The following is a 22,026-nucleotide window of genomic DNA, read 5'->3' as shown; positions in this document are numbered from 1 at the left end:
CGAGCCCCATGAGTGGGGAATGGCCCCAACCTCACGCCCATCCGTCACGACTCGCCCTGGACAGCCACAGCCCGGGAGCGACATGCGGCTGACGACCGCTCTACCAGCGCTTCACCTGAAACTCGCTCCGGAAAGACCCAGCCCCGAGTCTCGCGAGACGGAACTCGACCGCTCCGCTCATCCGCGACGTGTCGGCCCGGGCTCGTGCGAGAGACAGCCTCCACGCGCCCGCACCGGGCCGGCGAGCGGAGCAGGTTCGCTCCGCCCACCGACACATCACTTCACTTCGCTGCCCGGCGGGACGTTGCCCGGATCCAACAAGGACAGGTCCTTGCCGCCAGGGCCCGCGGTCAGGAGCATCCCCTTCGACTCGATGCCCTTCAGGCTGCGCGGCTTCAGGTTCGCGACCACCACCACGTTGCGCCCGACGAGCGTCTCGGGAGCAAACGCCTCCGCGATGCCGGAGACGATGGTGCGCGGACCGCTCGGTTCACCCACGTCGACAGTGAGCTTGAGCAGTTTGTCCGCCTTGGCGACCTTCTCCGCCGCCAGCACCTTGCCGGACTTGAGCACCACCTTGACGAAGTCCCCGTACTCAATCTCCCCCGAGCCAGCGGCCTCCGCGGCCCCTGCCCCCGAGGACGCCTGAGTGACAGGCGCGGGCTCGGCCGGCTTCTTCTCGGCCTTCTTCTCCTTGCCGCCCCCTTCGGCCTTCTTCGCCTCGGGCGCGGGCGTGGCGGCGGGCTCCCCCGGCGGCGTCACGATGATGGCGTTGACGCGGTCCTCTTCCAGTCGCGGCAACAGCGGCTCCGGAGTGCCGATGGGACGGCTGCGATCCAGCAACGGATACTTCGCCCCCTCCAGCGCCTGGAACGTGAGCGGCGCGGCGCCCAGTTGTGCGAACAGCTTCTCCGACAACCGAGGTGTCACCGGCGCCAGCAGCGCGCCCAGCAGGTACACCACGTCGGCGGCGTCGGACAGGTCCGCGCGCGCGGCCTCCGCGTCCTTCTTCAGCAGAGCCCACGGCGCCGCCGTCTGCACGAAGGCATTCGCCGCGGAGGCGATGTCCGTGATGACGCGGATGGCGTTGCGGTACTCCAGCTTCTCGAAGGCCTCGCGAACCTCGGGAACACGAGCGAGCACGGACTCCACCAGCGCACGGCCCGGTCCCTCGGACCGACCTGGCGCGAGCGTCCCGCCCAGCGGCCCGGCCAACAGCGACAGCGCGCGGTTGGCAAGGTTGCCCACGTTGTTCACCAGCTCCCCGTTCACCCGCAGACGGAAGTCCTTGAGGTTGAGGTCCAGGTCCTCCACGCCCGCGCCCAGGTTGGCCGCGTAGAAGTAGCGCAGGTAGCTGGGGTCCAGCTGGTTGAGGTAGTCGCGCACCGGAACCATGGTGCCGCGGCTCTTCGACATCTTCTCCCCGTTCACCGTGAGGTGGCCGTGGACCTTGATCTCACTCGGGATGTGCAGGCCCGCCACGTCCAGCACCGCGGGCCAGAAGAGCGCGTGGAAGTAGACGATGTCCTTGCCGATGAAGTGGACGATGCGCGCGCCGCTGTCCTTGGCCCAGTAGTCCAGCGCGCTCTTCGCCTTGCCCGTCTCCTTCGCCCACTTCTCCGTCGTGGCGATGTAGCCGATGGGCGCGTCCAGCCAGACGTAGAAGTACTTGTCCGTCTCGCCCGGAATCGCGAAGCCGAAGTAGGGGCCGTCGCGGCTGATGTCCCAGTCCGCCAACCCCTTCTCGAAGAAGCCCTGGAGCTGCGCGGCGAGCCCGGGATGAATGAAGCCAGGCTTGCGCAGCAGCTCCTGCAGGAAGTCGGCGTGGCGAGACAGCTTGAAGAACAGGTGCTCGGACGTTTTGCGCACCGGCGGCGTCGAACACAGGGAACAGCGAGGGTCGATGAGGTCCGTGGGGCTGTACGCCTTGCCGCACTTCTCACAGGCGTCGCCGTACTGGTCCACGGCCTTGCAGTTGGGACAGGTGCCCTTGATGAAGCGGTCGGGCAGGAAGCGACGGTCCTTCTCGCAGTACGCCTGTTCGACGTCCTTGCGCTCGATGTCGCCCTTCTCCTTCAACCGCCCGTAGATGAGCTCCGCGTACTGGCGGTTCTCCGGCGAGTTGGTGGAGTGGAAGTAGTCGAACCGGACATCCAGGTCCTGGAAGTCCTTCTGATGCTCGTCCTGGAAACGGGCGATGAAGTCCTCGGGCTTGAGGCCCTGCTTCGCCGCGTTGAGTTCGATGGGTGTGCCGTGCGTGTCGTCAGCACAGAAGTAGACGACGTCCTTGCCGCTGGAGCGGAGGAAACGGACGTAGATATCGGTCTGGATGTACTCGACGGCATGGCCGATGTGGAGCGGGCCGTTCGCGTACGGAAGCGCACTGGTGACGAGGATTCTCTCCGCCATGGACTCTCCTGGGGGCGGCGGACATTAGCCGCTCGGTGGGCCGAGGTCATCGACGGCGTGGAGCCCGCGAGCACGAATGCACCGCGGGGCCGGGGATGTTATCGACCGGAAACGCATGTGCACCATCATCATCCTTCGCCAGGTCCATCCTGAGTGGCCGCTGGTGCTCGCGGCCAACCGGGACGAACTCCTCGCGCGTCCCGCGACAGGCCCACAAGTCCTGCTGGAGTCTCCCCGCGCCGTGGGGGGACGGGACGTGGAGCGCGGCGGGACGTGGATGGGCGTTACTAACGAGGGCCTCTTCGTGGGCCTGACGAACCAGCGCGGCGGGCAGGCGAGGGGCCCGGCCCCCCGTTCGAGGGGCGAAGTCGTCCTCCAGGCCCTCGGTGCGGGCACGGTCGAGGGCATCGAGCGCTACCTGGACACGCTCTCCGGCGAGGACTTCCTCCCCTTCAACCTGCTCTATGGCGACGCCCGGACACTCCGGGTGGCCTATGCCCGGCCCGGACAGTCCCGACTCCGACGCGAGGATGTCCCGCCGGGCATCCATGTCCTGCCCAACGACGTGCTCGACTCGACGGAGCTGCCCAAGGTCCAGCGGGCAAGGAAGCTCGCCGAGGGGCTGGTGCACGAGCCCTGGTCCCGGTTCGAGGGAGGCCTGAAGGCCCTGCTGGCGGACGACCTGCTGCCTCCCCTGGAGGCCCTGCCCGCGCAGCTCTCCGGCGAGTCGTTTCCCCAGGACTTCCGCCAGCAGCTCCAGGCGCTGTGCATCCACACGCCGGCCTATGGCACGCGCTCCTCGGCCATCGTCGCCCTCGCTCCCGGACGCGTCGGGCACTACCTGACGACAGAGGCGCGCCCCTGCGAGGGGCCCTGGCAGAACGTCACGGCGATGCTTGATGCGCCCCGCCCCCCAGCATAAGCCCCGCCCGTCCCGGCCCCAGTCGCGACAGCAGGCCCGCCAGCAGGACCCACAGCCGGGGCTCCCTCTCGAGTCCCGGTGCCCTCAGCGCCCGGTGCAACGCGACGAAGTCCCGCGCCACCTCCGGGTCGTCGAGCACCGCGCAGCCTCCGAGCAGCAGCTCTTCTCCAGGAGGCTCGTCCTCCGATTCCGGCCCCGAGGGAGAAGAACCGCCCAGGAACGCGGCCGGAACCAGCATTCCGCACAACACTCCCGGCCGCCCGCCTTCACCGCGCAGCGCGTGGACCTCTCCCGGGGGAATGACGACCAGACTTCCAGGCAGGGCAGTCAGCCGAGCGCCGCCACATGACACCTGCTGGACATGTCCGGCATCCAGCGTGAGCTGGAGCTCATCGTGGACATGCAGCGCCTGGGAGTTCGCTCGGCCACTCACCCGATACAGCACCAGCCCTGGATACGACACCGGGCGCCAGACCTGCGCCGTCGCATAGCCGTCCCATTCCGTCGCCATGGCCTGCTCCCGCCCCGTCATGCACGGGTGTCAGGAAAGCTAGACGCGACGACAGGCCCTCACAGCTGGCCGCGAGGCCCCGGGTTGCTGTCCGCTGCCGGGCAGTCCCCTTCAGCGCGGCGCGACAGGCGCGGGCTCGCCCACCAGGACGCGTGCACGGCCGTCCATGGAGAGCTGCACCTCTTCCACCGTGGCGAAGCCCGCCGTGCGAGCCAGCTCGGCCAGGTGCCGCATCCACGGGTTGTAGGGCATGCCGTTGTCGGAGCAGCAGGGCACCACGGCGAAGGGAAGGCCGTGCCGGGCCGCGTACTCGATGATGATGCGAGTGGCGCCATCGGGGTGCATGCCCACCACCAGCTCCGCGTCGCACGGCTCCTCCAGCGTGAACGGGCGCTGGGCGTACGTCACCGGCAGGTGCTTGTGCCGCAGGTCGAAGGTGGTGACGGCCCGACCGCGCCGGGTCAGCGCCTCGTTGAGACGCCCCTGGCCTCCCGCCACGTCGAAGACGCGAGGGGCCACGAAGCGCGACACGATGAAGTCCGCGAAGAGGTCGAAGCGACGCTTGTCCGCCATACCCGGCCTCCTCTACCCGAGCCAGACGCCAAGTGCACGTCCCCCGCCGCCCGCCCGCTCCTCAGGCGCCGAGGCACACCGTGGCCAGGAGGCGCTCGATGACGAGCCGCCCATTGCCGGAAGACTTGAGCGACAGGTCCGCCTCCGCGCACGCCACCAGCGAGCCCAGCAGCTCCTTGCGCTCGTAGCCGGCGGCGGCCTTCATGCTGAACGTGAGCGCCCAGGCGTTGGGCATCTTGCGCCGCGTGCCCTTCAACTCCGCCTCCAGCTTGGGAAACACCCGGGCCTCCACGTCCTTCGCGGTGCGTGGGGGGGTGCCCCCGGCGTAGCGGAACATCCACTCGTGGGCTTCCAGCAGGCCGCGAACGATGGAGGCCACCGCGCCCAGCAACTGGAGCGCATGGGTCCCTTGCCCCATCGCATCCTCGGCGTACGACAGCGCGCCGCGGAAGTCCCGCTTCTGGAGCGCCTCGGACAGCTCGAAGAACTCCTCCTCGCGAGCGTGGTGCACCAGGGAGACGACATCGGAGCGCTCGATGGCCGGCCCATCCGAGTAGGTGGCCAGCTTCTCCAGCTCCGACTGGAGCAGGCGGATGTTGCCGCCGACGCGCTCCTTGAGTTCCTCCAGCGCGCCGGGCCCCAGCTTCTTCTTGAAGGGCGCCAGGAACTCCTTGGCGATGTCGGAGAGGTCCAGGTCCTTGTGGCGAGCGGCCACCTTGCGCTCGACGACGTGGCCCTTGTCCTGCACCAGCTTCACCAGCGGATTCTTCGCGTCCACCTCCGTGGCCGCCATCACCAGCGAGTGCCCCGCGGGGACTCCCTTCTGGATGAGGTCCATCAGCACCGTGGCGTCGCCCTCCGGCGCGGTGATGCGCTCCTCCTTGCAGAAGGCGACGGCCTCCTTGAGGAAGGCCACGTCCGCTTCGGCGAGGTCGACGTTCAGCTCTTCCTTCCACTGCTCCACCGACGGAGCGCCAGACGCGGACGGGTCCAACCGGTCCACGCCCCACCCCGCGCGCGCGGCCAGCGCCAGCAGTCTCCGCGCGCCTTCCTTGCGCTTGCCCGCCTTCCACGCCTCGCGAGCCTTGGCCAGCGGATCTCCCCGCCCCTTCTTCGGCGCGAGGAACTCCGGGTCCCTCACGACGACGACCTTGCGGCCAGGGAACAGCGGCATGGTGGCCAGCTCCTGCGCCACCTCGCGCGGGCTGCCCGCGTCCAGCGTCACCAGGTTGAGCCCCACCGCCGCGTCGGGAACGAGCACCTTCACCAGCTCGTCGGCGCCCTTGCGGACCAGGTACTCCTCGCCCCACAGCAGGTACAGCGGAGAGACCTTGCCGGCCTTCACGCCCGCGAGCACGTCGTCCAGGTCCGAGCTCATCGTGCGGTCTCCGTGAACAGGTCGATGAGCATCCGCTCCAACTGCAGCCGGGGCGCGCCATTGCGAGCCACCGCCGCGCGCGCCGCCTCCAGCAGCGCGTGGCGACGGTGCAGCCCCGCATCGGAAATACGCGAGGCCACCTCCACCGCCAGCGAGCGCAGGTCCCGGTTCGCCAGCGAGTCCTCGCGACCGGCCCTCACCAGCGCCACGTCGCGCGTCCACAACACCAGCAACTCCAAGGTCGCCTCCGCGTCCTCGCGCGAGCCGCCGTGCTCGTCCGCGAAGCGCAAGAGGCCCACCGCGTTCTCGCCGCGCAGGGACTCGAAGGCGGTGACGACGTCCTTGCGTCGCGCCAACGCTTCCACGTCCAGCGCCAGCGCGCGGCCCAGGCTGCCACCGGCCATGATGGCCGCGAGCTGCGCGGTGTCCGCGTCCAGCTTGCGCTCGGTGCGCACGCGCTCGGCGACGAGTTCCACGGAGAGCGGACCGAAGTGCACCTTGCTGCACCGGCTGCGGATGGTGGGCAGGAGCTTGTCCATGGCGTTGGCCACCAGCACCAGCGTGGTCTCCGACGGAGGCTCCTCCAGCGTCTTGAGGAACGCGTTCTGCGCCTGCACGTTCATCGCCTGCGCGGAGATGACGATGGCCACCTTGCGACGAGACTCCAGGCCGCGCAGGGCCAGCCGCTCCTGGAGCCCACGAATCTGCTCCACGCGAAGTTCACGACTCGGCGTGCCCGTGAAGTCCGAGCGCCCCGCCAGCCCGCGCGACACGCGCTCATCGTCCGGCATCACCCACGTGACGTCGGGATGGAGTCCGCGCGCCACCCGCACGCAGCTCGCGCAGGCGCCACAGCCCACGTTCGGCTGCTCGGGGCAGGTCAGTGCCTGGGCGAGCCCCACGGCCGCGAGCTCCTTGCCCACCCCCTCCGGCCCAGCGAAGAGATACGCATGGTGCACCGCACCACCGCGAAGTGCCGCCTGAAGTGAATCAATCGCGCGGGGCTGTCCCAGCACCGATGCGAGCGTCATGGCGCGTGTATCCCTGCTTGCGCGCCACGCGTCAACCGCTGCCTTGACCCTCATGCGAGCGCGGGCCAGAGTCGGGGGGCTTTGCTGCCTTTCCTCCAGAGCAATCTGTCGCTGGCCGTGGGAGCGGTCCTGGTCCTCCTCCTGCTGGGCGCGCGAGCCTCCAGCGGCGACGCGGACCTGAAGCGGGACCTCACCGGGGCCCTCCGACTGCTGGTGATGTTCCTCGTGGTGCGAGTGGCCGCCTGGGCCCTGCCGCACACGACGCCCCCCGGGCCCATGAAGGCGCTGCAGGTGGCCTGGATGCTGACGTTCGCCTTCGGCGTCATCCGGGCAAGCGTGGGCTTCGGGCTGAAGCTGATGCGGCTGCGCTCCTCGGGCGTGGCGACGCCGAAGATTCTTCGCAACGTCATCGACTTCCTGCTCTACACGCTGGCCGCGGTCCCCATCCTCCAGACGCAGCTCAACCTGGATCTCACGGGACTGGTGGCCACGTCGGCGGTGCTGTCGGTGGTCATCGGTCTGGCGCTCCAGGAGACGCTGGGCAACCTCTTCGCGGGCCTGTCGCTGCAGCTCGACAAGCCCTTCGAGGTGGGCGACTTCATCCGCATCGGCGAGCACACCGGACGCGTGGCCCAGGTCAACTGGCGCTCCATCCGCATCATGACGTTCCGCCGCGAGCTGGTGACGTTGCCCAACTCGATGGTGGCCAAGGAGCAGCTCAAGACCTTCTCCCAGGACCGGGAGCCGGTGGGCGTGGACGCGCAGGTGCGGGCCACCTACGACACCCCTCCCAACGTGATGAAGGCGGCGCTGCTGGACGTGGTGCGGGAGATTCCCCAAGTCCTGGTGGACCCCGCGCCCATCGCCCGCACGCTCGCGTTCGACGAGCAGTGCGTGCGCTACATGGTCCGCTTCTTCGTGAATGACTTCTCGCTCGCGGACGCCGTCACGGCGGAGGTCTACACGCGGCTGTGGTACCGGCTGCGGCGCGACGGCGTGGAGCCGCCCGTGCCCCATCGCGTGGTGCGCATGCGCGAGGACGCCCTCAGGCCGGAGTTGCCCGCGCACACCGTGCTGCGGCTGCTGCGCGCGGTGGACCTGTTCGAGCCCCTGGCGGACGCGGACCTGGAGCGGCTGGGCCAGGAGGTCCACGTGCGCCGCTTCGGCCGCGACGAGCACGTCATCCAGGAGGGCGACGACGGCCGCACCTTCTACGTGCTCGCCTCCGGAGAGGTCAGCGTGCGCGCGGGCAAGTCCCAGGCGGAAGTCACTCGCCTGGGCCAGGGAGGCTACTTCGGGGAGATGTCGCTGCTCACCGGAGAGAAGCGCGCGGCCACCGTGGTCGCCCTGGAGGACTCGCTGCTGCTCGAGGTGGACCGCCCCACCTTCGCGCGGCTGTTCGCCGAACACCCCGGACTGGCCCGGCAGCTCTCCGCCATCCTGGCCCAGCGGCGCACCCAGCTGCGCGCCGTGGCCCAGGCCAGCGGCGCCGGCACGGACCCCATCCCCGCTGAAGTGGGCCGGATTCTGGGCCGGCTGCGCCAGATTTTCGGGCTGCACGCGTCGCACGAGTAGGCCCTGGAGACCCTCGTCCCCGGGGGCCCTTCGCGCCCCGGTTGGGCCTGCTCGCCCTACCCGTCAGGGAGTCCATCGGGCGGTGTCTCCGGCGCCGCCCCCGTCAGAGGGAATGTCAGACCCCTCCGGTAGTATGTCCTCATTCTCGCTACCGGAAAGGAAGTCGACATGACCACCCTTCGTGAGACCCCGTGCGTTTCCGTCAACCAGCTGGGCCAGTACCTCACCGGAACGCCGTCCCTCCGCAAGCGCATCATCCACGGGCAGCGCAACCCCGTGGACCCCCAGTACCTGCGCTACCCCGCGGCCGCCCAGGCCATCACCGAGTACCTCTGCGAGGGCCGTGACGAGGTCATCCTCCGCTACCACCAGCGCCGGCTGCTCAATGCCCAGCCCGACTCCGACTTCGACGCGCACCGACTGGCCTTGTGCGCCGAGGCCCTCCAGCGCTGCCTCGCCGCCGCGGACGACCTCGTCTCGTGCGCCGTCGCCAGTCCGGCGGACCTGGACCCGGCGCCCCTGGAAGTCGCCGGTGTCTCGGTCAAGGTCCGGCCGGAAGTGCTGCTGCGCGGCGTGGATGCGCGCGGGCAGATGCGCTCGGGCGTGCTGAAGCTCTACTTCTCCAAGCACGCGCCGCTGGATGAGCGCGCCGGCCAGTACATCGCCACCGTGCTCCACCGCTTCGCCGAGGAGCGGCTGGAGCAGCGGGGCCCCGTGGACCCTCGGTTGGTCGGCGTGTTCGACGTGTTCGCCGGCCGGCTCTTCGTGGCGCCCAAGTCCCAGCAGCGCCGGCTGAACGACGTCCTCCTCGCATGCGAGGAAATCGCCGGCTGCTGGAACCGGAACTGAAGGCTCGCCGGCCCCGTCCGACCCAGGTCGATACGGGGCCGGTGTTCATTTCCGGGACGCGACTTCCCGTATCCGCGAAGGCGCTTCGCGGATACGCGGGGGACCTCCCTGGGAAGCCAGGGGGTTTCCTGGCGTGAGAGACTGGCACGGCCTTCGCTTTGAGAGGCCGCCATGGACTCGCTCCGCCAGGATTTCCGTTACGCGCTGCGCACGCTGAGACACTCCCCGGGCTTCACGCTGGCCGCCGTATTGACGCTCGCGCTGGCCATCGGCGCGAACACCGTCCTCTTCAGCGCCATCCACGCCATGCTGCTGCGGCCGCTTCCGTTCCAGATGCCGGAGCAACTGGTTCGCCTGTGGTGCAAGCAGGAGGTCATCAGCACCGCCTCCCTCTCGCCTCCCGAGCTGCTCGGTTGGCGGGAGCACGGCCGCGGCTTCACCGGGCTCGCGGGCTTCACCCGGCAGGACTTGAGCCGCACGGGGGGCGACACTCCCGAACGGGTCCGCGCGGGCCGCGTCACCACCAACTTCTTCAAGCTGCTGGGGGTCGCCCCCGCCCAGGGGCGAGACTTCCTGGACGAGGACGCGCAACCTGGCAACAGCTCGAGCGTGGTGGTGGTGAGCCATCGCTTCTGGCGAAAGTCGCTCGGTGGCGCGGCGGACGCGGTGGGCTCGTCGTTGCAGTTGGACGGGCGCACCCACACGGTGGTGGGTATCCTGCCGGAGGGCTTCACCTTCCCTGAGTTCAACGAGGACGCGGACCTCTGGCAGCCCCACTGGCTGGACCCGGAGGCCCACGGCAACCACTACATGCAGGTGGTGGGGCGGATGGCGCCGGGCGTCACGCTGGAAGCGGCGACGGAGGACCTGCTGCGGGTGGCCCTGGCCATCGCCCGGACCGAACCGGGTGAGAAGCCGCACAAGGTGACGTCGGCGCTGTGGCAGCAGTACCTGACGTCCAGCAGCCGCCCGGTGCTGTGGACGCTTTGGGCAGCGGTGGGCTTCGTGCTCCTCATCGCCTGCGCGAACGTGGCCAACCTGCTCCTGGTACGCGCCCTGGCGCGGCAGCGGGACGGGGCCATCCGCGCCGCGCTCGGCGCCAGTCGGGGCCGCCGGATGCAGCAGGCGCTGGCGGAGAGCGTGCTCCTGGGCCTCTTCGGTGGCGCCCTGGGTCTGCTGTTGGTGCTGTGGGGCATGGAGCTGGTGCGCGCGCTGTTGCCCCAGTCGATGTTGCGCATGGCGCCCGTGGAGCTGAGTGTCCCGGCGCTGCTGTTCAGCCTCGCCCTCTCCGTGGGCGCCGGGCTCCTCTTCGGCCTCGCGCCCGCGCTGCACACCGCCGGCATGGATGTGCTGCCGCTGTTGAAGCAGTCCGGGAGCGCGGTGGGCGCCCGCGCCAACCACCCCCTGCGCAACGCGCTGGTGGCGGTGCAACTGGCGCTGGCGCTGGTGCTGCTGGTGGGCACGGTGCTGATGGTGCAGACGCTGCGCAACGTGCAGGCGGTGGACCCGGGGTTCGACGCGGAAGGCGTGCTGACAGCGCGGCTGTCACTGCCCGAGGTGAAGTACGGCACCCCCGACCGGCTGCGAGGCTTCTACGGCGAGTTGCTGGAGCGCCTGCGCGCGCTGCCCGACACGGAAGCGGTGGGTCTGGTCAACGACGCGCCCCTGGGAGGAACCAACGCCAACGGAAACTTCACCCTGGAGGGCGCGATGGACCAGAACACCGACCGCTACCTCACCGAGTTCCGCGTGGCCTCCCCTGACTACTTCCGTGCGATGCGCATCGCCGTGCGCCAGGGGAGGGAGTTCGGCGCCCAGGACTCCGCGAAGGGCGCTCCCACCATCATCGTCAACGAGGCCTTCGTGCGCGCGTTCCTGGAGGGCGGCAACGCCCTGGGGCGCAGGGTGCGACTGGACTGGAGCGACTCCGGCTCCTTCCGCGAAATCGTCGGCGTGGTGGAGGACGTGCGCCACTTCCGCCTGACGGAGCCCGCCACGCCTGAGGCGTACCTGCCTTATGAGCAGTATCCGGTGAAGACCATGTCGGTGCTGATGCGGACGCGGCGCGAGCCGTCGATGCTGGTGTCGTCTGTGCGCCAGGAGCTCAAGGCCGTGGACGCCGAGCAGCCCATCTATGACCTGGCGCCGTTCGCGGACCGGATGGACCGCCAGCTCTCGCGGCCCCTGGCCACGGCGAGACTGCTCGCGGCCTTCGCGCTGCTCGCCGTCATCCTGGCCGGCGTGGGTGTCTACGGCGTCATGGCCTACGCGGTGGGTCAGCGCACGCGGGAGCTGGGCATCCGCCTGGCGTTGGGCGCGCATCCCAGACAGGTGCTCGGGCTGGTGATGCGCCAGGGACTCCAGCTCACGCTGGTGGGCGTGGGCGTGGGGCTGCTGGCCGCGTTCGGCTGCATGCGGCTCCTGACGACGCTGTTGTACGGCGTGCAGGCCAACGAACCTGGCGTCTACGTCAGTGTCGCCGCGGTGCTCGCGAGCGTGTCGCTCATGGCCACGTGGTTCCCCGCGCTGCGCGCCAGCCGCGTGTCGCCGTCCATCTCGCTGCGGGCGGAGTAGCACCGCCACGACTCGCCGTGTGGGGAGGGGCAGTGCGGAACGCCCTTCCCCATCAGCGTCAAGCCCCTGGTCTCCGTCGCTCCTTGGGCTGACGAACACGTGGGTTGAGTTCACCCCATCCCCTTGCTTGGGTGACGAGGAGCGCACCAGCGGACGTCCCGGACAGTGGGCCCTTTGACGCTTGGCGATGGAAGGGTTTAAGAGTCCGCATGCACTTCGACTGGACCTTTCTGGTTCGCGTGAGCGCGCTGGTGTTGCCCGCCATGCTGCTCATGGTTCTGCATGGCGCGGCGGCGAACGCCGCGGAGACGAGCGCCCCGATGGAGAAGCTGGCGAGCCGCCGCATCTTCTTCGGACACCAGTCGGTGGGCGGCAACATCCTCGACGGAGTGAAGCAGCTTCCCGCCTCCCCGCAGGGACTGGTGCCGCGCGTGGTGGAGGTCCAGAGCCCCACCGAGTCGCTGGCGCCCGGCACCCTGGCCCACGCCATGGTGGGACAGAACGAGAAGCCCGAGTCGAAGATCGCCGACTTCGAGCGGATGATGGACGCGGGGCTCGCGAAGTCGACGGACGTGGCGTTCTTCAAGTTCTGCTACATCGACTTCAACGGAGCCACGGACACGCGCGCGCTGTTCGAGAAGTACCGCGTCGCGATGGAGGGCCTGAAGGCGCGTCACCCGGGCACCACGTTCGTCCACGTCACCGCGCCGCTCACCACGGTGCAGCGAGGCGCCAAGGCGTGGCTGAAGGAGCTGCTCGGCCGACCGGTGTGGGGCATCGCCGAGAACGTGCAGCGCGAGACGTTCAACGAGCTGATGCGCAAGGCGTATGGCGGCAAGGAGCCCCTCTTCGACCTGGCGCGCCTGGAGTCCACGGCGCCCGACGGGACACAGGAGACCTACGAGCTGAACGGGCAGACGTGGCCGGCGATGGTGCCGGGCTACTCGGACGACGGCGGCCACCTCAATGCGACGGCGCAGGCGCGGCTGGCGAAGGAGCTGCTCAACTTCCTGGCGGGCCTGCCCGCGCCCGTCGTGCAGCCTCCCATCCCCGCTGTCCAAGCCACGCCGTGACATGATGCCGTTCCATCAATCACTGTCGCGCGAGCTCGGGGGCCTCCTGTCCCGCCTGAAGTTGAGGCGATGTCAGGAGGTGGGGGACTCGCCCACGGTGCTGGGCCGCGTGTGGATTCACGGCGCGGGCCGCGTGCACGTGGGCTCCCGCGTGGTGCTGGATGGACGGCTGGCTCCCATCGAGCTTCACGCCATGTCCAGCGACAGCCTCATCATCCTGGGGGACGACGTCGCCATCGAAGGCGGCGCCTCCTTGGAGGCCCTGAGCTCCATCACCGTGGGCCCGGGCGCGAGGCTGGGGGCATTCATCAAGGCGATGGACAACCAGCACCACCCGCTGAGGGGCAACCGCCACGAGCGGCCTCCGTCGGTGCCGATGGTCATCGCGGAGGGGGTGACGGTGGGCAGCCGCGCCATCCTCCTGCCAGGAGCGCAGCTCCAGAAGGGCTGCACCGTGGCGCCCGGCACCGTCATCTCCCGCAAGATTCCCGCGGGCGTGACGGTGGGCGGCGCGCCCGCCCGGGTGTTGCGCAGGGAGGTGACGGGATGACGTCGCGAATGCCATTCGTCCGGGTGCCTGCCGTGGTGGCCCAGTTGGAAGCGCTGCGCAAGTCCGTGGAGCCTCGGGCCCAGCGCGCGGTGGCGATGGTGCGCGCCCGCTGGCTGTTCCGCGCCGTCCAGTCGGTGGGGCACAACGTGGCCGCGTACGGGCCCATCTCCGTACACAACGCGGGGGAGATGGTGCTGGGAGACCGGCTCACCTTCGTGGGCGGAATGCTGCCCAGCTCGCTCGTGTGCCATCCGGGCGCGCGCCTCAGCATCGGCGAGGAGACCCAGTTCAACTACGGTGTCTCTCTGGAGGCGTGGAAGTCGGTGAGCGTGGGAGCCCGGTGCATGTTCGCGTCGTTCATCCGGGTGGGAGACCGGGATGGACACCACACCGCGCCCATCGTCATCGAGGACGACGTCTGGGTGGCCCATGGCGCCATCATCATGCCCGGGGTGCGCGTGGGGGCTCGCTCGGTGGTCGCCGCCGGCAGCATCGTCACCCAGGACGTGCCGCCCGACACGCTGGCCATGGGCAATCCCGCACGCAACATGAGCCTGGAGCTGGTTGCTCGCGACACAGGCAGCTGAGCGCCTCAAGCCTTTTTCCCGGGTGCGTCTTCTTCACGCCCGGATTGCTTCCGCACCCTTCCACCGTATTTCCAGACAGGACTTCCTACCGTGAGCATTCGTGAACGCATTCGTACCTTCATCGTCGACACGTTCTTCGTGGACGAGTTCGGCGATGACGACTCCTTCCTGCGCAAGGGCCTCATCGACTCCACGGGGATGATGGAGCTGGTGGCGTTCCTGGAGCAGGACTTCGGCATCAAGCTGGAGGACAAGGAGCTGGTGCCGGAGAACCTGGACTCGCTCACGCGCGTCGTCGCCTTCGTCGAGCGCAAGCAGCAGCGCCTGCCGCAGGTCGGCTGAGAGCGAGCGCGCCATGTGTGGCATCGCGGGCTTCACCTACCCGGCGGGAGGGGGCGCCGGGGCCGCGCGGGCGGAATCCGCCGAGCGGCTGCGCCGGATGACGGCCAGCATCCGCCACCGGGGCCCGGACGCGCAGCGGGCCCTGTTGCTGGACGGCGTGGCCCTGGGCCATACGCGGCTGTCCATCGTCGACCTGGAGGGCGGACACCAGCCCATGCGGGACGCGGCGACGGGACTCACCGTCGTCTTCAACGGAGAGATCTTCAACCACGTGGAGCTGCGCGAGCAGCTGTCGGGGCAGTACGCCTTCCGCACGCGCTCGGACACGGAGGTCATCCTCGCGGCGTTCCTGGCGTGGGGCATCGACTGCGTGCGCCGCTTCGAGGGCCAGTGGGCCTTCGCGCTGTGGGACCCGCGTGACGCCACGCTGTGGATGTCGCGAGACAGGGTCGGCATCTGCCCGCTGTTCTACGCGGAGCTGCCCGGGGGACACCTGGCGTTCGGCTCGGAGGCCAAGGCCCTGTTCGCCAGCGGGCTGGTGACGCCGTCCCTGGACGCGCGTGGGCTCAAGCAGACCTTCCAGCTGTGGTCGCCGGTGGCGCCGCGCACCTCGTTCGAGGGCGTCCGATTGTTGCCGCCCGCGCACTCGGCGCGGTTCCGCGCGGGGACGCTGGAGACGTTCCGCTACTGGGACCTGGACTTCGGCGTGGAGCCGAGCACGGCAAGCAACGAGCGCATCCAGGAGGAGCTGGGCGAGGCGCTGGAGCGCGCCGTGCGGCTGCGGCTGCGCGCGGACGTGCCGGTGGCGGCGTACCTGTCGGGTGGACTGGACTCCAGCCTCCTGTGCTCGCTGGCGCAGGAGCAGTTGGGCGGGACGCTGCGGACGTTCTCCGTGGGCTTCGCTCACGCGCGCTTCGACGAGCGTCAGCATCAGGCCACGGTGGCGGAGCAACTGCGCACGCAGCACCGCGTGGTGGAGATGAGGGACGGAGACATCGGCACGCTGGTGCCCGGCGTCATCTTCCACGCGGAGCAGGCGATGATGCGCTCGGCGCCCGCACCCTTCCTGAGGCTGAGCGAGTGGGTGAGGGAGAACGGCATCCGGGTGGTGCTCACAGGAGAGGGCTCGGACGAGATGTTCCTCGGCTATGACCTCTTCAAGGAGACGAAGGTCCGGCAGTTCTGGGCGCGGCAGCCGAAGTCGAAGTGGCGGCCCCTGCTGTTGCGAAAGCTCTACCCCACCCTGTCGGTGAGCCAGCAGAACGTGGAGCTGCTGCGCGAGTTCTTCGGCATGGGATTGGAGGACCCGGGGAGCCTGGGCTTCTCGCATCTGGTGCGCTGGTCCAACAGCGGTCGAATCCTCCGGTTCCTCGCGCCGGACTTCGCGGCGAGCGTGGTGGACGAGGACCCGATGGCCTCGGTGCTGGCGACGGTGCCGAAACACGTGGCCTCGTGGCGGCCCCTGGCGCGCGCGCAGTACCTGGAGGCGAAGACGCTGCTGTCCGGATATCTGCTGTCCGCGCAGGGCGACCGCATGCTGTTGGGCAACGCGGTGGAGGGACGCTTCCCCTTCCTGGACACAGCGGTGATGGAGCTGGCGGCGCGAATCCCCGAGCGCGTGCGACTGAAGGGGCTGGACGAGAAGCATGTCCTCAAGCGGTTCGCCCAGGGCCGTGTCCCCGCGTCCATCCTGGAGCGCAGCAAGTTCCCGTACCGCGCCCCCATCGCCGGAGCACTGGTGGGGCCGGAGGCGCCCGCATGGGCCAGGGAGCTGCTGGCGCCAGAGGCCATCGCGAAGGTGGGCGTCTTCGACGCACGCAAGGCGGAGCGACTGGTGGCCAAGCTGCGCGCGCCCAACGCGGCGGAGAGCGAGGCCGACACCATGGCCCTGTTCGCCATCGCGTCCACGCAGTTGCTCGCGCAGCACTTTCTCACACCACGTCCGCTGCCGCAGGCCGACGTGGACGCCGTGGTGCTGGAGGCCGCATGAGCGCGACGGACTCCGCACCCACGTGGGTGCCTGGCCATGCCGAGCGCCAGACGGCCGCCCCTGCCTGGGGACGAGAGGGCTCATGAGCGCGACGGACTCCGCACCCGCATGGGTGCTTGGCCATGCGGAGCGAACGCCGGACGCGTCGGCGGTAGACTCACCGTGGACACGGCTCACGTATCGACAGCTCACCGAACGGATGCGGGCCCTCGCGGGACACCTGCAAGCAGCGGGCGTGATCCCCGGAGACAAGGTGCTCATCGCCCTGCCCCTGGGCTCGGCGGGCGCGGTGGCCGCGCTCGCGGTGCAGTCGCTGGGCGCATGCGCGGTGGAGCTGGACCGGGAGACGGGAGCGACGTCCGTCGACGCCATCCTCACGCAGACCGGCGCACGCCACGCCTTCATCTTCGGGCAGGACACACGCAAGTGGGCGGGCAAGCCAGGACTGGGACACCTGTACGTGGTGCACTCCGCGCGCCCACCCGAGCGGATGCTCCAGGCGCTGTCACCCGCGACGTGCACCTGGGTGCAGGAAGACGGAGCACTGGACGCAGACACCCAGGTGACGCCGCTGGACGCGCTGCCCGTGACGCCGGCCCACGCCCACGCGTCCATCGTCTACACGTCCGGCAGCACGGGCACACCCCGAGGCGTCATCCAGACCTTCGGCAACATCGCCGCGAACACGCGCTCCATCGTCGAGTACCTGGGCCTGTCCTCCCGTGACAGGGCGCACCTGGTCCTCCCCCTGCACTATTGCTACGGAAAGAGCGTCCTCCAGACTCACCTGCTCGTGGGCGGCTCGGTGTTCCTGGACCCGCGCTTCATGTACCCGCAGGTCGTGCTGGAGGCGATGGTGGCGGAGAAGAGCACGGGCTTCGCCGGCGTGCCGCTCACCTTCGAGCTCCTGCGCAGACAGGCCGGCGCGGAGGCCCTGTCGAAGCTGCGGCTGCGCTACGCGACTCAAGCCGGCGGCGGCATGTCACCCGACACGATTCAGTGGACGCGTGACGCGCTCTACCCCGCCGAGCTGTACGTCATGTATGGGCAGACCGAGGCCACCGCGCGACTGAGCTACCTGCCACCGACCCGCGCCACGGAGAAGGCCGGCTCCATCGGCGTGGCGATTCCCGGTGTCGAGCTGCGCGTGGTGGGCGAGGACGGCAAGGCACTGCCCACGGGCGAGACGGGCCACCTGGTGGCGCGCGGCGCCAACGTGACACCGGGCTACCTGGGCGACCCCGAGGAGACGGCGGCCATCCTCAGGGATGGCTTGCTCTGGACGGGCGACCTGGCGTGGCGGGACGCGGACGGCTTCATCTTCCTCGTCGGCCGCGCCAAGGAGATCCTCAAGGTGGGCGGCCACCGGGTGAGCCCCGCGGAGATGGAGCATCAGCTCGCACGGCACCCCTCGGTGCGAGAGGTCGCCGTCGTCGGCGTGCCGGACGCGCTGGGGGGTGAGGCGGCCTGCGCCGTGGTGGTGCTCCAGGAGGGCGTCGAGGTGAAGGAGGACGACCTGCGGCGGTTCTGCAGGGAGTCGCTGCCGGCGCACAAGGTGCCCCGGCACGTGGTGTTCGTGGGGGCGCTGCCGCGCGGGCCCAGTGGGAAGGTGCTCAAGGCGGAGCTGCGCACCCAATATTCGTCGGTCGGTTCTTCGTGAAGGGATTGAGAGGGGTCCACACAATGAGTTTCTCCAAGCAGGTGCTGGAACTGGATTGGGAGGCGAAAGCCACCGAGCTGTCCGAAGGGCTGCGCGAGACGGTGCTGAAGAAGCTGCGCAAGCGCGGCCTCGTGGTGGCGATCTCCGGCGGCATCGACTCCGCATGTGTCGCGGCGCTGGCCGTGCGCGCGCTGGGGCCCGAGCGCGTCTTCGGCATCCTCCTGCCGGAGAAGGACTCCAGCGGATGGAGCTCGCAGCTGGGCCGCAAGCTCTGCGAGAAGCTTGGAATCAAGTACCAGCTCCACGACATCGCCCCCATCCTCGAGGCCGCCGGCTGCTACCGGCAGCGCGACGAGGCGGTGCAGTCCGTCTTCCCTGAGTTCACGCCCGACATGAAGTGGAAGATTGTCATGCACGGCGACCGGCTGAACACGGACGCGGTGAACTTCTTCTACGTCGTGGTGCAAGTGAATGGAGAGGAGCGCCGCTTCCGGCTGCCGCCCCAGGCGTATACGCAGATTGTCGCCGCGACGAACTTCAAGCAGCGCACGCGGAAGATGATGGATTACTTCCACGCGGACCGGCTGAACTTCGCGGTGGCGGGCACGCCCAACCGTCTGGAGTATGACCAGGGCTTCTTCGTGAAGCTGGGCGACGGCGCAGCGGATGTAAAGCCTATCGCCGGCCTCTACAAAACCCAGACATACAAGCTGGCCAAACACCTGGGCGTCATCGACGAAATCACCAGCGGCGAGCCGACCACGGACACGTTCAGCCTTCCCCAGTCGCAGGAGGACTTCTACTTCTCCGTGCACTACTCGCAGCTGGACTTGCTGATGTGGGCCAAGAACCACGCGGTGTCCACGGAAGAAGCCGCGCAGGTGATGGGCCTGACGCCCACGCAGGTGCAGCGCGTCTACGACGACATCGACCAGAAGCGCCGCAGCACGGCCTACCTCCACTCGCCGCCGCTGCTGCTGGAGAAGGTGCCGGAGCTGGAGCCGTACAAGCTCGGCTGAGCCCGGAGCCCGCCCGAGTGGCGGGAGGCACTCCACCGCCTCCCGCCCGGCGCGCCGCTCATTCGAACTCGTCGCAAGCCTCTGCGCGGACAGGAATGCCCTTTCGCGCGTCGTCGCGGACGTACAGCTCGCCCTTGCGGAAGAAGTCCTGGCCGCCCTGCAGACGCACCACGTTGCGCTTCGCGTCCGCCACCGACCACTGCAGCGTCTCTCGCGTGCCTCCCGCGTACGCCACCTCCAGCGTGGACGCACCAGCGGTTCCCGCCTTCACGGCCGTCAGCTTGCCTGCGAGGCTGTCCTGCCCGAAGTCGACCTCCAGGGCGCCGTCCGACTTCACCGTCACCGCGGGGATGGCAGAGCCACAGGGCTGGTCGATGACATAGCCCTTCCCCTTGCGATGCACCTGCACCCACCGGCCCACGAGCGCCTTCACATCCATGGCGCCAGAAGCCGCCGAGGCCTCGCCACCCGCGCGCACGGGACAGTCCAGCTCCGAGTACGCCAGCTGCCCCACCCGCACCTGCTTCCCCTGCACGACGCGCACGGGCACCACGTCCGGCGGCGGTGACTCCGCGAACACCTGCACCGCCTCACCCGATGCCAGCGCCGCGCCGCGATTCGCCCCATCCACCGTCTTCAGCGCCGCCTGCGCCGCCTTCACCTTGCACGTCGCCAGCGCCGTCGAGGATGAACGCGAGAAGCCATCCTGGCCGGACCACCCCGCCCCGCAGCACCCCGTCCCAGGACCCTTCAACACCAGCCGCTCGGATTCCAGACTCAGCGTCCAAGTGCCTCCAGGTTGAAAAGTAGACAGTGTCCAATCCTTCGCGGACTTCTTCCGCACGGACAGGGTGCAGTCACATTCACCCATGCCCTTTCCTTGTGGAAAAGTTGATGTGTATTGGACGAGTGTCTGGTTGTCGCCCTCGAGCACCGCGAGGGTGCCGCCCTCTCTGGCATAGACGCCGGTGAGGGACTGTTGCTGCGCGGCGGCAAGAGTGGCCCACAGACACAATGACGCGCCTGCCACGAGCCCATAACGCAGTGCATTCATTCGCGACTCCTTGTTCGAGTTCCGCGGGGAATGTCGCCTGTCCTAGCTCTGGCGCACCCAGGAAGTCAGTCAATTCCGTGGGGGGTCGAGGCAACTCTAATTCTCAGCGCTCGACAATCCTGACATCTGTTGTTCCCACACCCCCATCGTGTCCAATCGCGGAGCGCCCATGTCCCCCCGCATTGAAGGTCGTCAGCAGACGTACTCGCCCACTTCGACGCAGGCCTCGGGCCTGCCGCAGGGCCGTGACGCGCAGTTGAACCTGCAGCAGCTCTGGCCGTACATCGAGAAGTACGCGCAGAAGTACGGCGCGGACCCGAAAGTCCTCGCGGGCATCGTCGCGCAGGAGTCGTCGTTCAAGAACCACGGCGTGCACCAGGACGGCACGGGCCACGGGCTCATCGGCCTGGACGACAACGGATTGCTGCCCTCGTTCGAGAAGTGGTCCGGCACGCAGGTGGGCCGCGGGGCGAACGCGCAGACGATTCCGCCCGAGAAGCAGATGGAGTTCCTCGCGAAGACGATTGGCGACTTGACCAAGAAGCACGGCAGCAGCCTGGCCGCCGCGCGCGAGTGGCACCGGGGCGCTGGCAACATGAACGACGCCCGGGGCCAGGACTACCAGAACAAGATCCAGAACCACATGAACACCCTGTTCCCCGGCGGCAAGACGCCGAGCGGAACGACGGCCAACGTGCCCGACAGCACGGTGACGGGTGGCAACACCAACACCACGCCGGGCACCAAGCCGGGTGTGGCGGCGAACCAGGCGGACCCGCGCAAGCCGGTGGGTGAGTCGGACTATCAGATCAAGAAGGGTGACACGCTCTGGGGCATCGCCTCGAAGCTCAAGGGCCAGGGCATGGAGGGCTCGCACTGGGATGTCATCAACCAGATTCGCGAGATGAACCCGAAGATCACCGACCCGAACCTCATCCTCGCGGGTGACTCGCTCAAGCTGCCCGGGGTCGCGGGCAAGGACCAGAGCACCTTCACGCCGGGCACGAACAAGCCGGGGCCGGTGGACCTCAACCCCAAGCCCACGGGCCCGCAGGCCACGGACGGCGCCGCCCCTGTCACGGGTGACGGCCGCGTGGACCCGAGCAAGGTTCCGCAGATCAGCCAGTACAACCCGGCGGGCAAGAACGGCTCGTACACGAACGGCCCGGCGAACTGCGGCCCCACGTCGATGGCGCAAATCGCCCGCGCCAACGGCTACGGCAAGGACATGACGGACGCGCAGCTCATCAACCACCTGGGCAAGATTGGCGGCACGTCGTCCAACGGCACGGGCGTCAACGGCATCTCCGCGATGGCGAAGGCGATGGGCAAGGAGTCGGTGATGAAGGGCCCCGGCGCCAACGTGGAGTGGATCACCGAGCAGCTCAAGGCGGGCAAGCTGGTGGTGGCCAACGGCGACTACCACGCCATGCCTCCGCACCAGAACGAAGGCCGCACGTCCGGCCACTACGTCACGGTGGCGGGCATGGATTCCAAGGGCAACTTCATCGTCCGGGACCCGGCCGATGCGAACGTGAAGACCATTACGCCGGAGCAGATGAAGCACTTCCTGAGCTCCAACCCCAACGGCGGCTACCAGATGGCCATCGGCTGATGCGGATGGAGTGAAGTAGGCTTGCGCGGACCGGCACTCCCTGGGTGTCGGTCCGTTGCGTTTCCACACCCCGAGGTCCCGCGATGACGCAGAGCAAACCGACGCACACCTGTCTCTCCTGCAAGAAGACCGAGGGGGGCGAGGTGATTGGCTCCAACTACATTTCCACGGGCGAGAACGGGATGATCGTCCGCTTCTGGATGTGTGACGCATGCGCCCTGACGATGGGCCCCGACCAGGGCCCCATCGACATGGACGAGCCCGCCGGGGCCGCGCAGCAGGGCTGAGACGAGCCCTCGCGCGGGGCGAGGAGC

General features: G+C 69.0%; 19 protein-coding genes. 13 read left to right on the top strand and 6 right to left on the bottom strand.

Features of this window, described 5'->3' with window-relative positions; all coding sequences use genetic code 11:
* Window positions 1-276: 276 nt before the first annotated feature.
* Window positions 277-2,409: a methionine--tRNA ligase gene (gene metG, locus HUA74_RS15015; protein ID WP_174455063.1), complete on the bottom strand. Its 2,133-nt coding sequence runs from the start codon at window positions 2,407-2,409 to the stop codon at window positions 277-279.
* A gap of 115 nt (window positions 2,410-2,524) precedes the next feature.
* Here metG and HUA74_RS15010 point away from each other — a divergent pair, with 115 nt between their 5' ends.
* Window positions 2,525-3,331: an NRDE family protein gene (locus HUA74_RS15010; protein WP_174455062.1), complete on the top strand. Its 807-nt coding sequence runs from the start codon at window positions 2,525-2,527 to the stop codon at window positions 3,329-3,331.
* Here HUA74_RS15010 and HUA74_RS15005 read toward each other — a convergent pair.
* The 4 genes from HUA74_RS15005 to holB all read right to left on the bottom strand — a co-directional run bounded on the left by HUA74_RS15005 (window position 3,294) and on the right by holB (window position 6,824).
* On the bottom strand, window positions 3,294-3,842 hold the full coding sequence (locus HUA74_RS15005) for an AraC family ligand binding domain-containing protein (RefSeq protein WP_174455061.1): 549 nt from the start codon (window positions 3,840-3,842) through the stop codon (window positions 3,294-3,296). The two genes, HUA74_RS15010 and HUA74_RS15005, sit on opposite strands and share 38 nt — an antisense overlap.
* A gap of 111 nt (window positions 3,843-3,953) precedes the next feature.
* Window positions 3,954-4,415: a hypothetical protein gene (locus HUA74_RS15000; protein WP_174455060.1), complete on the bottom strand. Its 462-nt coding sequence runs from the start codon at window positions 4,413-4,415 to the stop codon at window positions 3,954-3,956.
* Between the two features lie 61 nt (window positions 4,416-4,476).
* Complete coding sequence (gene holA, locus HUA74_RS14995) at window positions 4,477-5,793, bottom strand: DNA polymerase III subunit delta (RefSeq protein ID WP_174455059.1); 1,317 nt, start codon at window positions 5,791-5,793, stop codon at window positions 4,477-4,479.
* Complete coding sequence (gene holB / locus HUA74_RS14990; protein ID WP_174455058.1) at window positions 5,790-6,824, bottom strand: DNA polymerase III subunit delta'; 1,035 nt, start codon at window positions 6,822-6,824, stop codon at window positions 5,790-5,792. The genes holA and holB overlap by 4 nt, the downstream gene beginning before the upstream one ends.
* An 81-nt stretch (window positions 6,825-6,905) precedes the next feature.
* Between holB and HUA74_RS14985 the strand changes: the two genes are divergently transcribed.
* The 10 genes from HUA74_RS14985 (at window position 6,906) to nadE (ending at window position 19,043) form a co-directional block, all read left to right on the top strand.
* Window positions 6,906-8,399 carry a mechanosensitive ion channel family protein gene (locus HUA74_RS14985; protein ID WP_174455057.1) on the top strand — a complete coding sequence of 498 codons (1,494 nt, stop codon included), beginning with the start codon at window positions 6,906-6,908 and terminating at the stop codon, window positions 8,397-8,399.
* Window positions 8,400-8,567: 168 nt separating this feature from the next.
* Complete coding sequence (locus HUA74_RS14980) at window positions 8,568-9,248, top strand: hypothetical protein (protein ID WP_174455056.1); 681 nt, start codon at window positions 8,568-8,570, stop codon at window positions 9,246-9,248.
* A 171-nt stretch (window positions 9,249-9,419) separates the two neighbouring features.
* A complete protein-coding gene (locus HUA74_RS14975; RefSeq protein ID WP_174455055.1) occupies window positions 9,420-11,822 on the top strand; it encodes an ABC transporter permease in 2,403 nt (800 codons plus the stop codon).
* Window positions 11,823-12,031: 209 nt separating this feature from the next.
* Window positions 12,032-12,895, top strand: a complete 864-nt coding sequence (locus HUA74_RS14970; protein WP_174455054.1) for a hypothetical protein — start codon at window positions 12,032-12,034, stop codon at window positions 12,893-12,895.
* A gap of 79 nt (window positions 12,896-12,974) precedes the next feature.
* Window positions 12,975-13,445: an acetyltransferase gene (locus HUA74_RS14965; RefSeq protein ID WP_253991709.1), complete on the top strand. Its 471-nt coding sequence runs from the start codon at window positions 12,975-12,977 to the stop codon at window positions 13,443-13,445.
* Window positions 13,442-14,032, top strand: coding sequence for a DapH/DapD/GlmU-related protein (locus HUA74_RS14960; protein WP_141647594.1), 591 nt, complete (start codon window positions 13,442-13,444; stop codon window positions 14,030-14,032). Before HUA74_RS14965 ends, HUA74_RS14960 begins: the two co-directional genes overlap by 4 nt.
* A gap of 90 nt (window positions 14,033-14,122) precedes the next feature.
* Window positions 14,123-14,374, top strand: coding sequence for an acyl carrier protein (locus tag HUA74_RS14955; RefSeq protein WP_141647593.1), 252 nt, complete (start codon window positions 14,123-14,125; stop codon window positions 14,372-14,374).
* A 13-nt stretch (window positions 14,375-14,387) separates the two neighbouring features.
* Entirely contained in the window at window positions 14,388-16,364 is a 1,977-nt protein-coding gene (gene asnB, locus HUA74_RS14950) for an asparagine synthase (glutamine-hydrolyzing) (protein WP_174455053.1), read from the top strand.
* Window positions 16,365-16,446: 82 nt separating this feature from the next.
* Window positions 16,447-18,024 (top strand): class I adenylate-forming enzyme family protein, encoded by a 1,578-nt coding sequence (locus tag HUA74_RS14945; protein ID WP_174455052.1) that lies wholly within the window; start codon window positions 16,447-16,449, stop codon window positions 18,022-18,024.
* 23 nt (window positions 18,025-18,047) lie between these two features.
* A complete protein-coding gene (nadE, locus tag HUA74_RS14940) occupies window positions 18,048-19,043 on the top strand; it encodes an NAD(+) synthase (protein WP_174455051.1) in 996 nt (331 codons plus the stop codon).
* A 58-nt stretch (window positions 19,044-19,101) separates the two neighbouring features.
* Here nadE and HUA74_RS45150 read toward each other — a convergent pair whose 3' ends face one another.
* Window positions 19,102-20,097, bottom strand: a complete 996-nt coding sequence (locus tag HUA74_RS45150) for a hypothetical protein (protein ID WP_217443452.1) — start codon at window positions 20,095-20,097, stop codon at window positions 19,102-19,104.
* A 169-nt stretch (window positions 20,098-20,266) separates the two neighbouring features.
* On the opposite strand from HUA74_RS45150, the gene HUA74_RS14930 reads away from it, so the two are divergent.
* Together HUA74_RS14930 and HUA74_RS14925 are read left to right on the top strand one after the other, a co-directional pair.
* A complete protein-coding gene (locus tag HUA74_RS14930) occupies window positions 20,267-21,712 on the top strand; it encodes a C39 family peptidase (RefSeq protein ID WP_174455050.1) in 1,446 nt (481 codons plus the stop codon).
* 83 nt (window positions 21,713-21,795) lie between these two features.
* Window positions 21,796-21,999, top strand: coding sequence for a hypothetical protein (locus tag HUA74_RS14925; RefSeq protein ID WP_141647742.1), 204 nt, complete (start codon window positions 21,796-21,798; stop codon window positions 21,997-21,999).
* Window positions 22,000-22,026 lie beyond the last annotated feature (27 nt).

It is taken from the genome of Myxococcus sp. CA051A (genome assembly GCF_013336705.1).
Lineage (GTDB): Bacteria > Myxococcota > Myxococcia > Myxococcales > Myxococcaceae > Myxococcus > Myxococcus llanfairpwllgwyngyllgogerychwyrndrobwllllantysiliogogogochensis.
The sequence above is the reverse complement of the archived record's forward strand: the minus strand, read 5'-3'. Positions and strand labels throughout refer to the sequence as shown.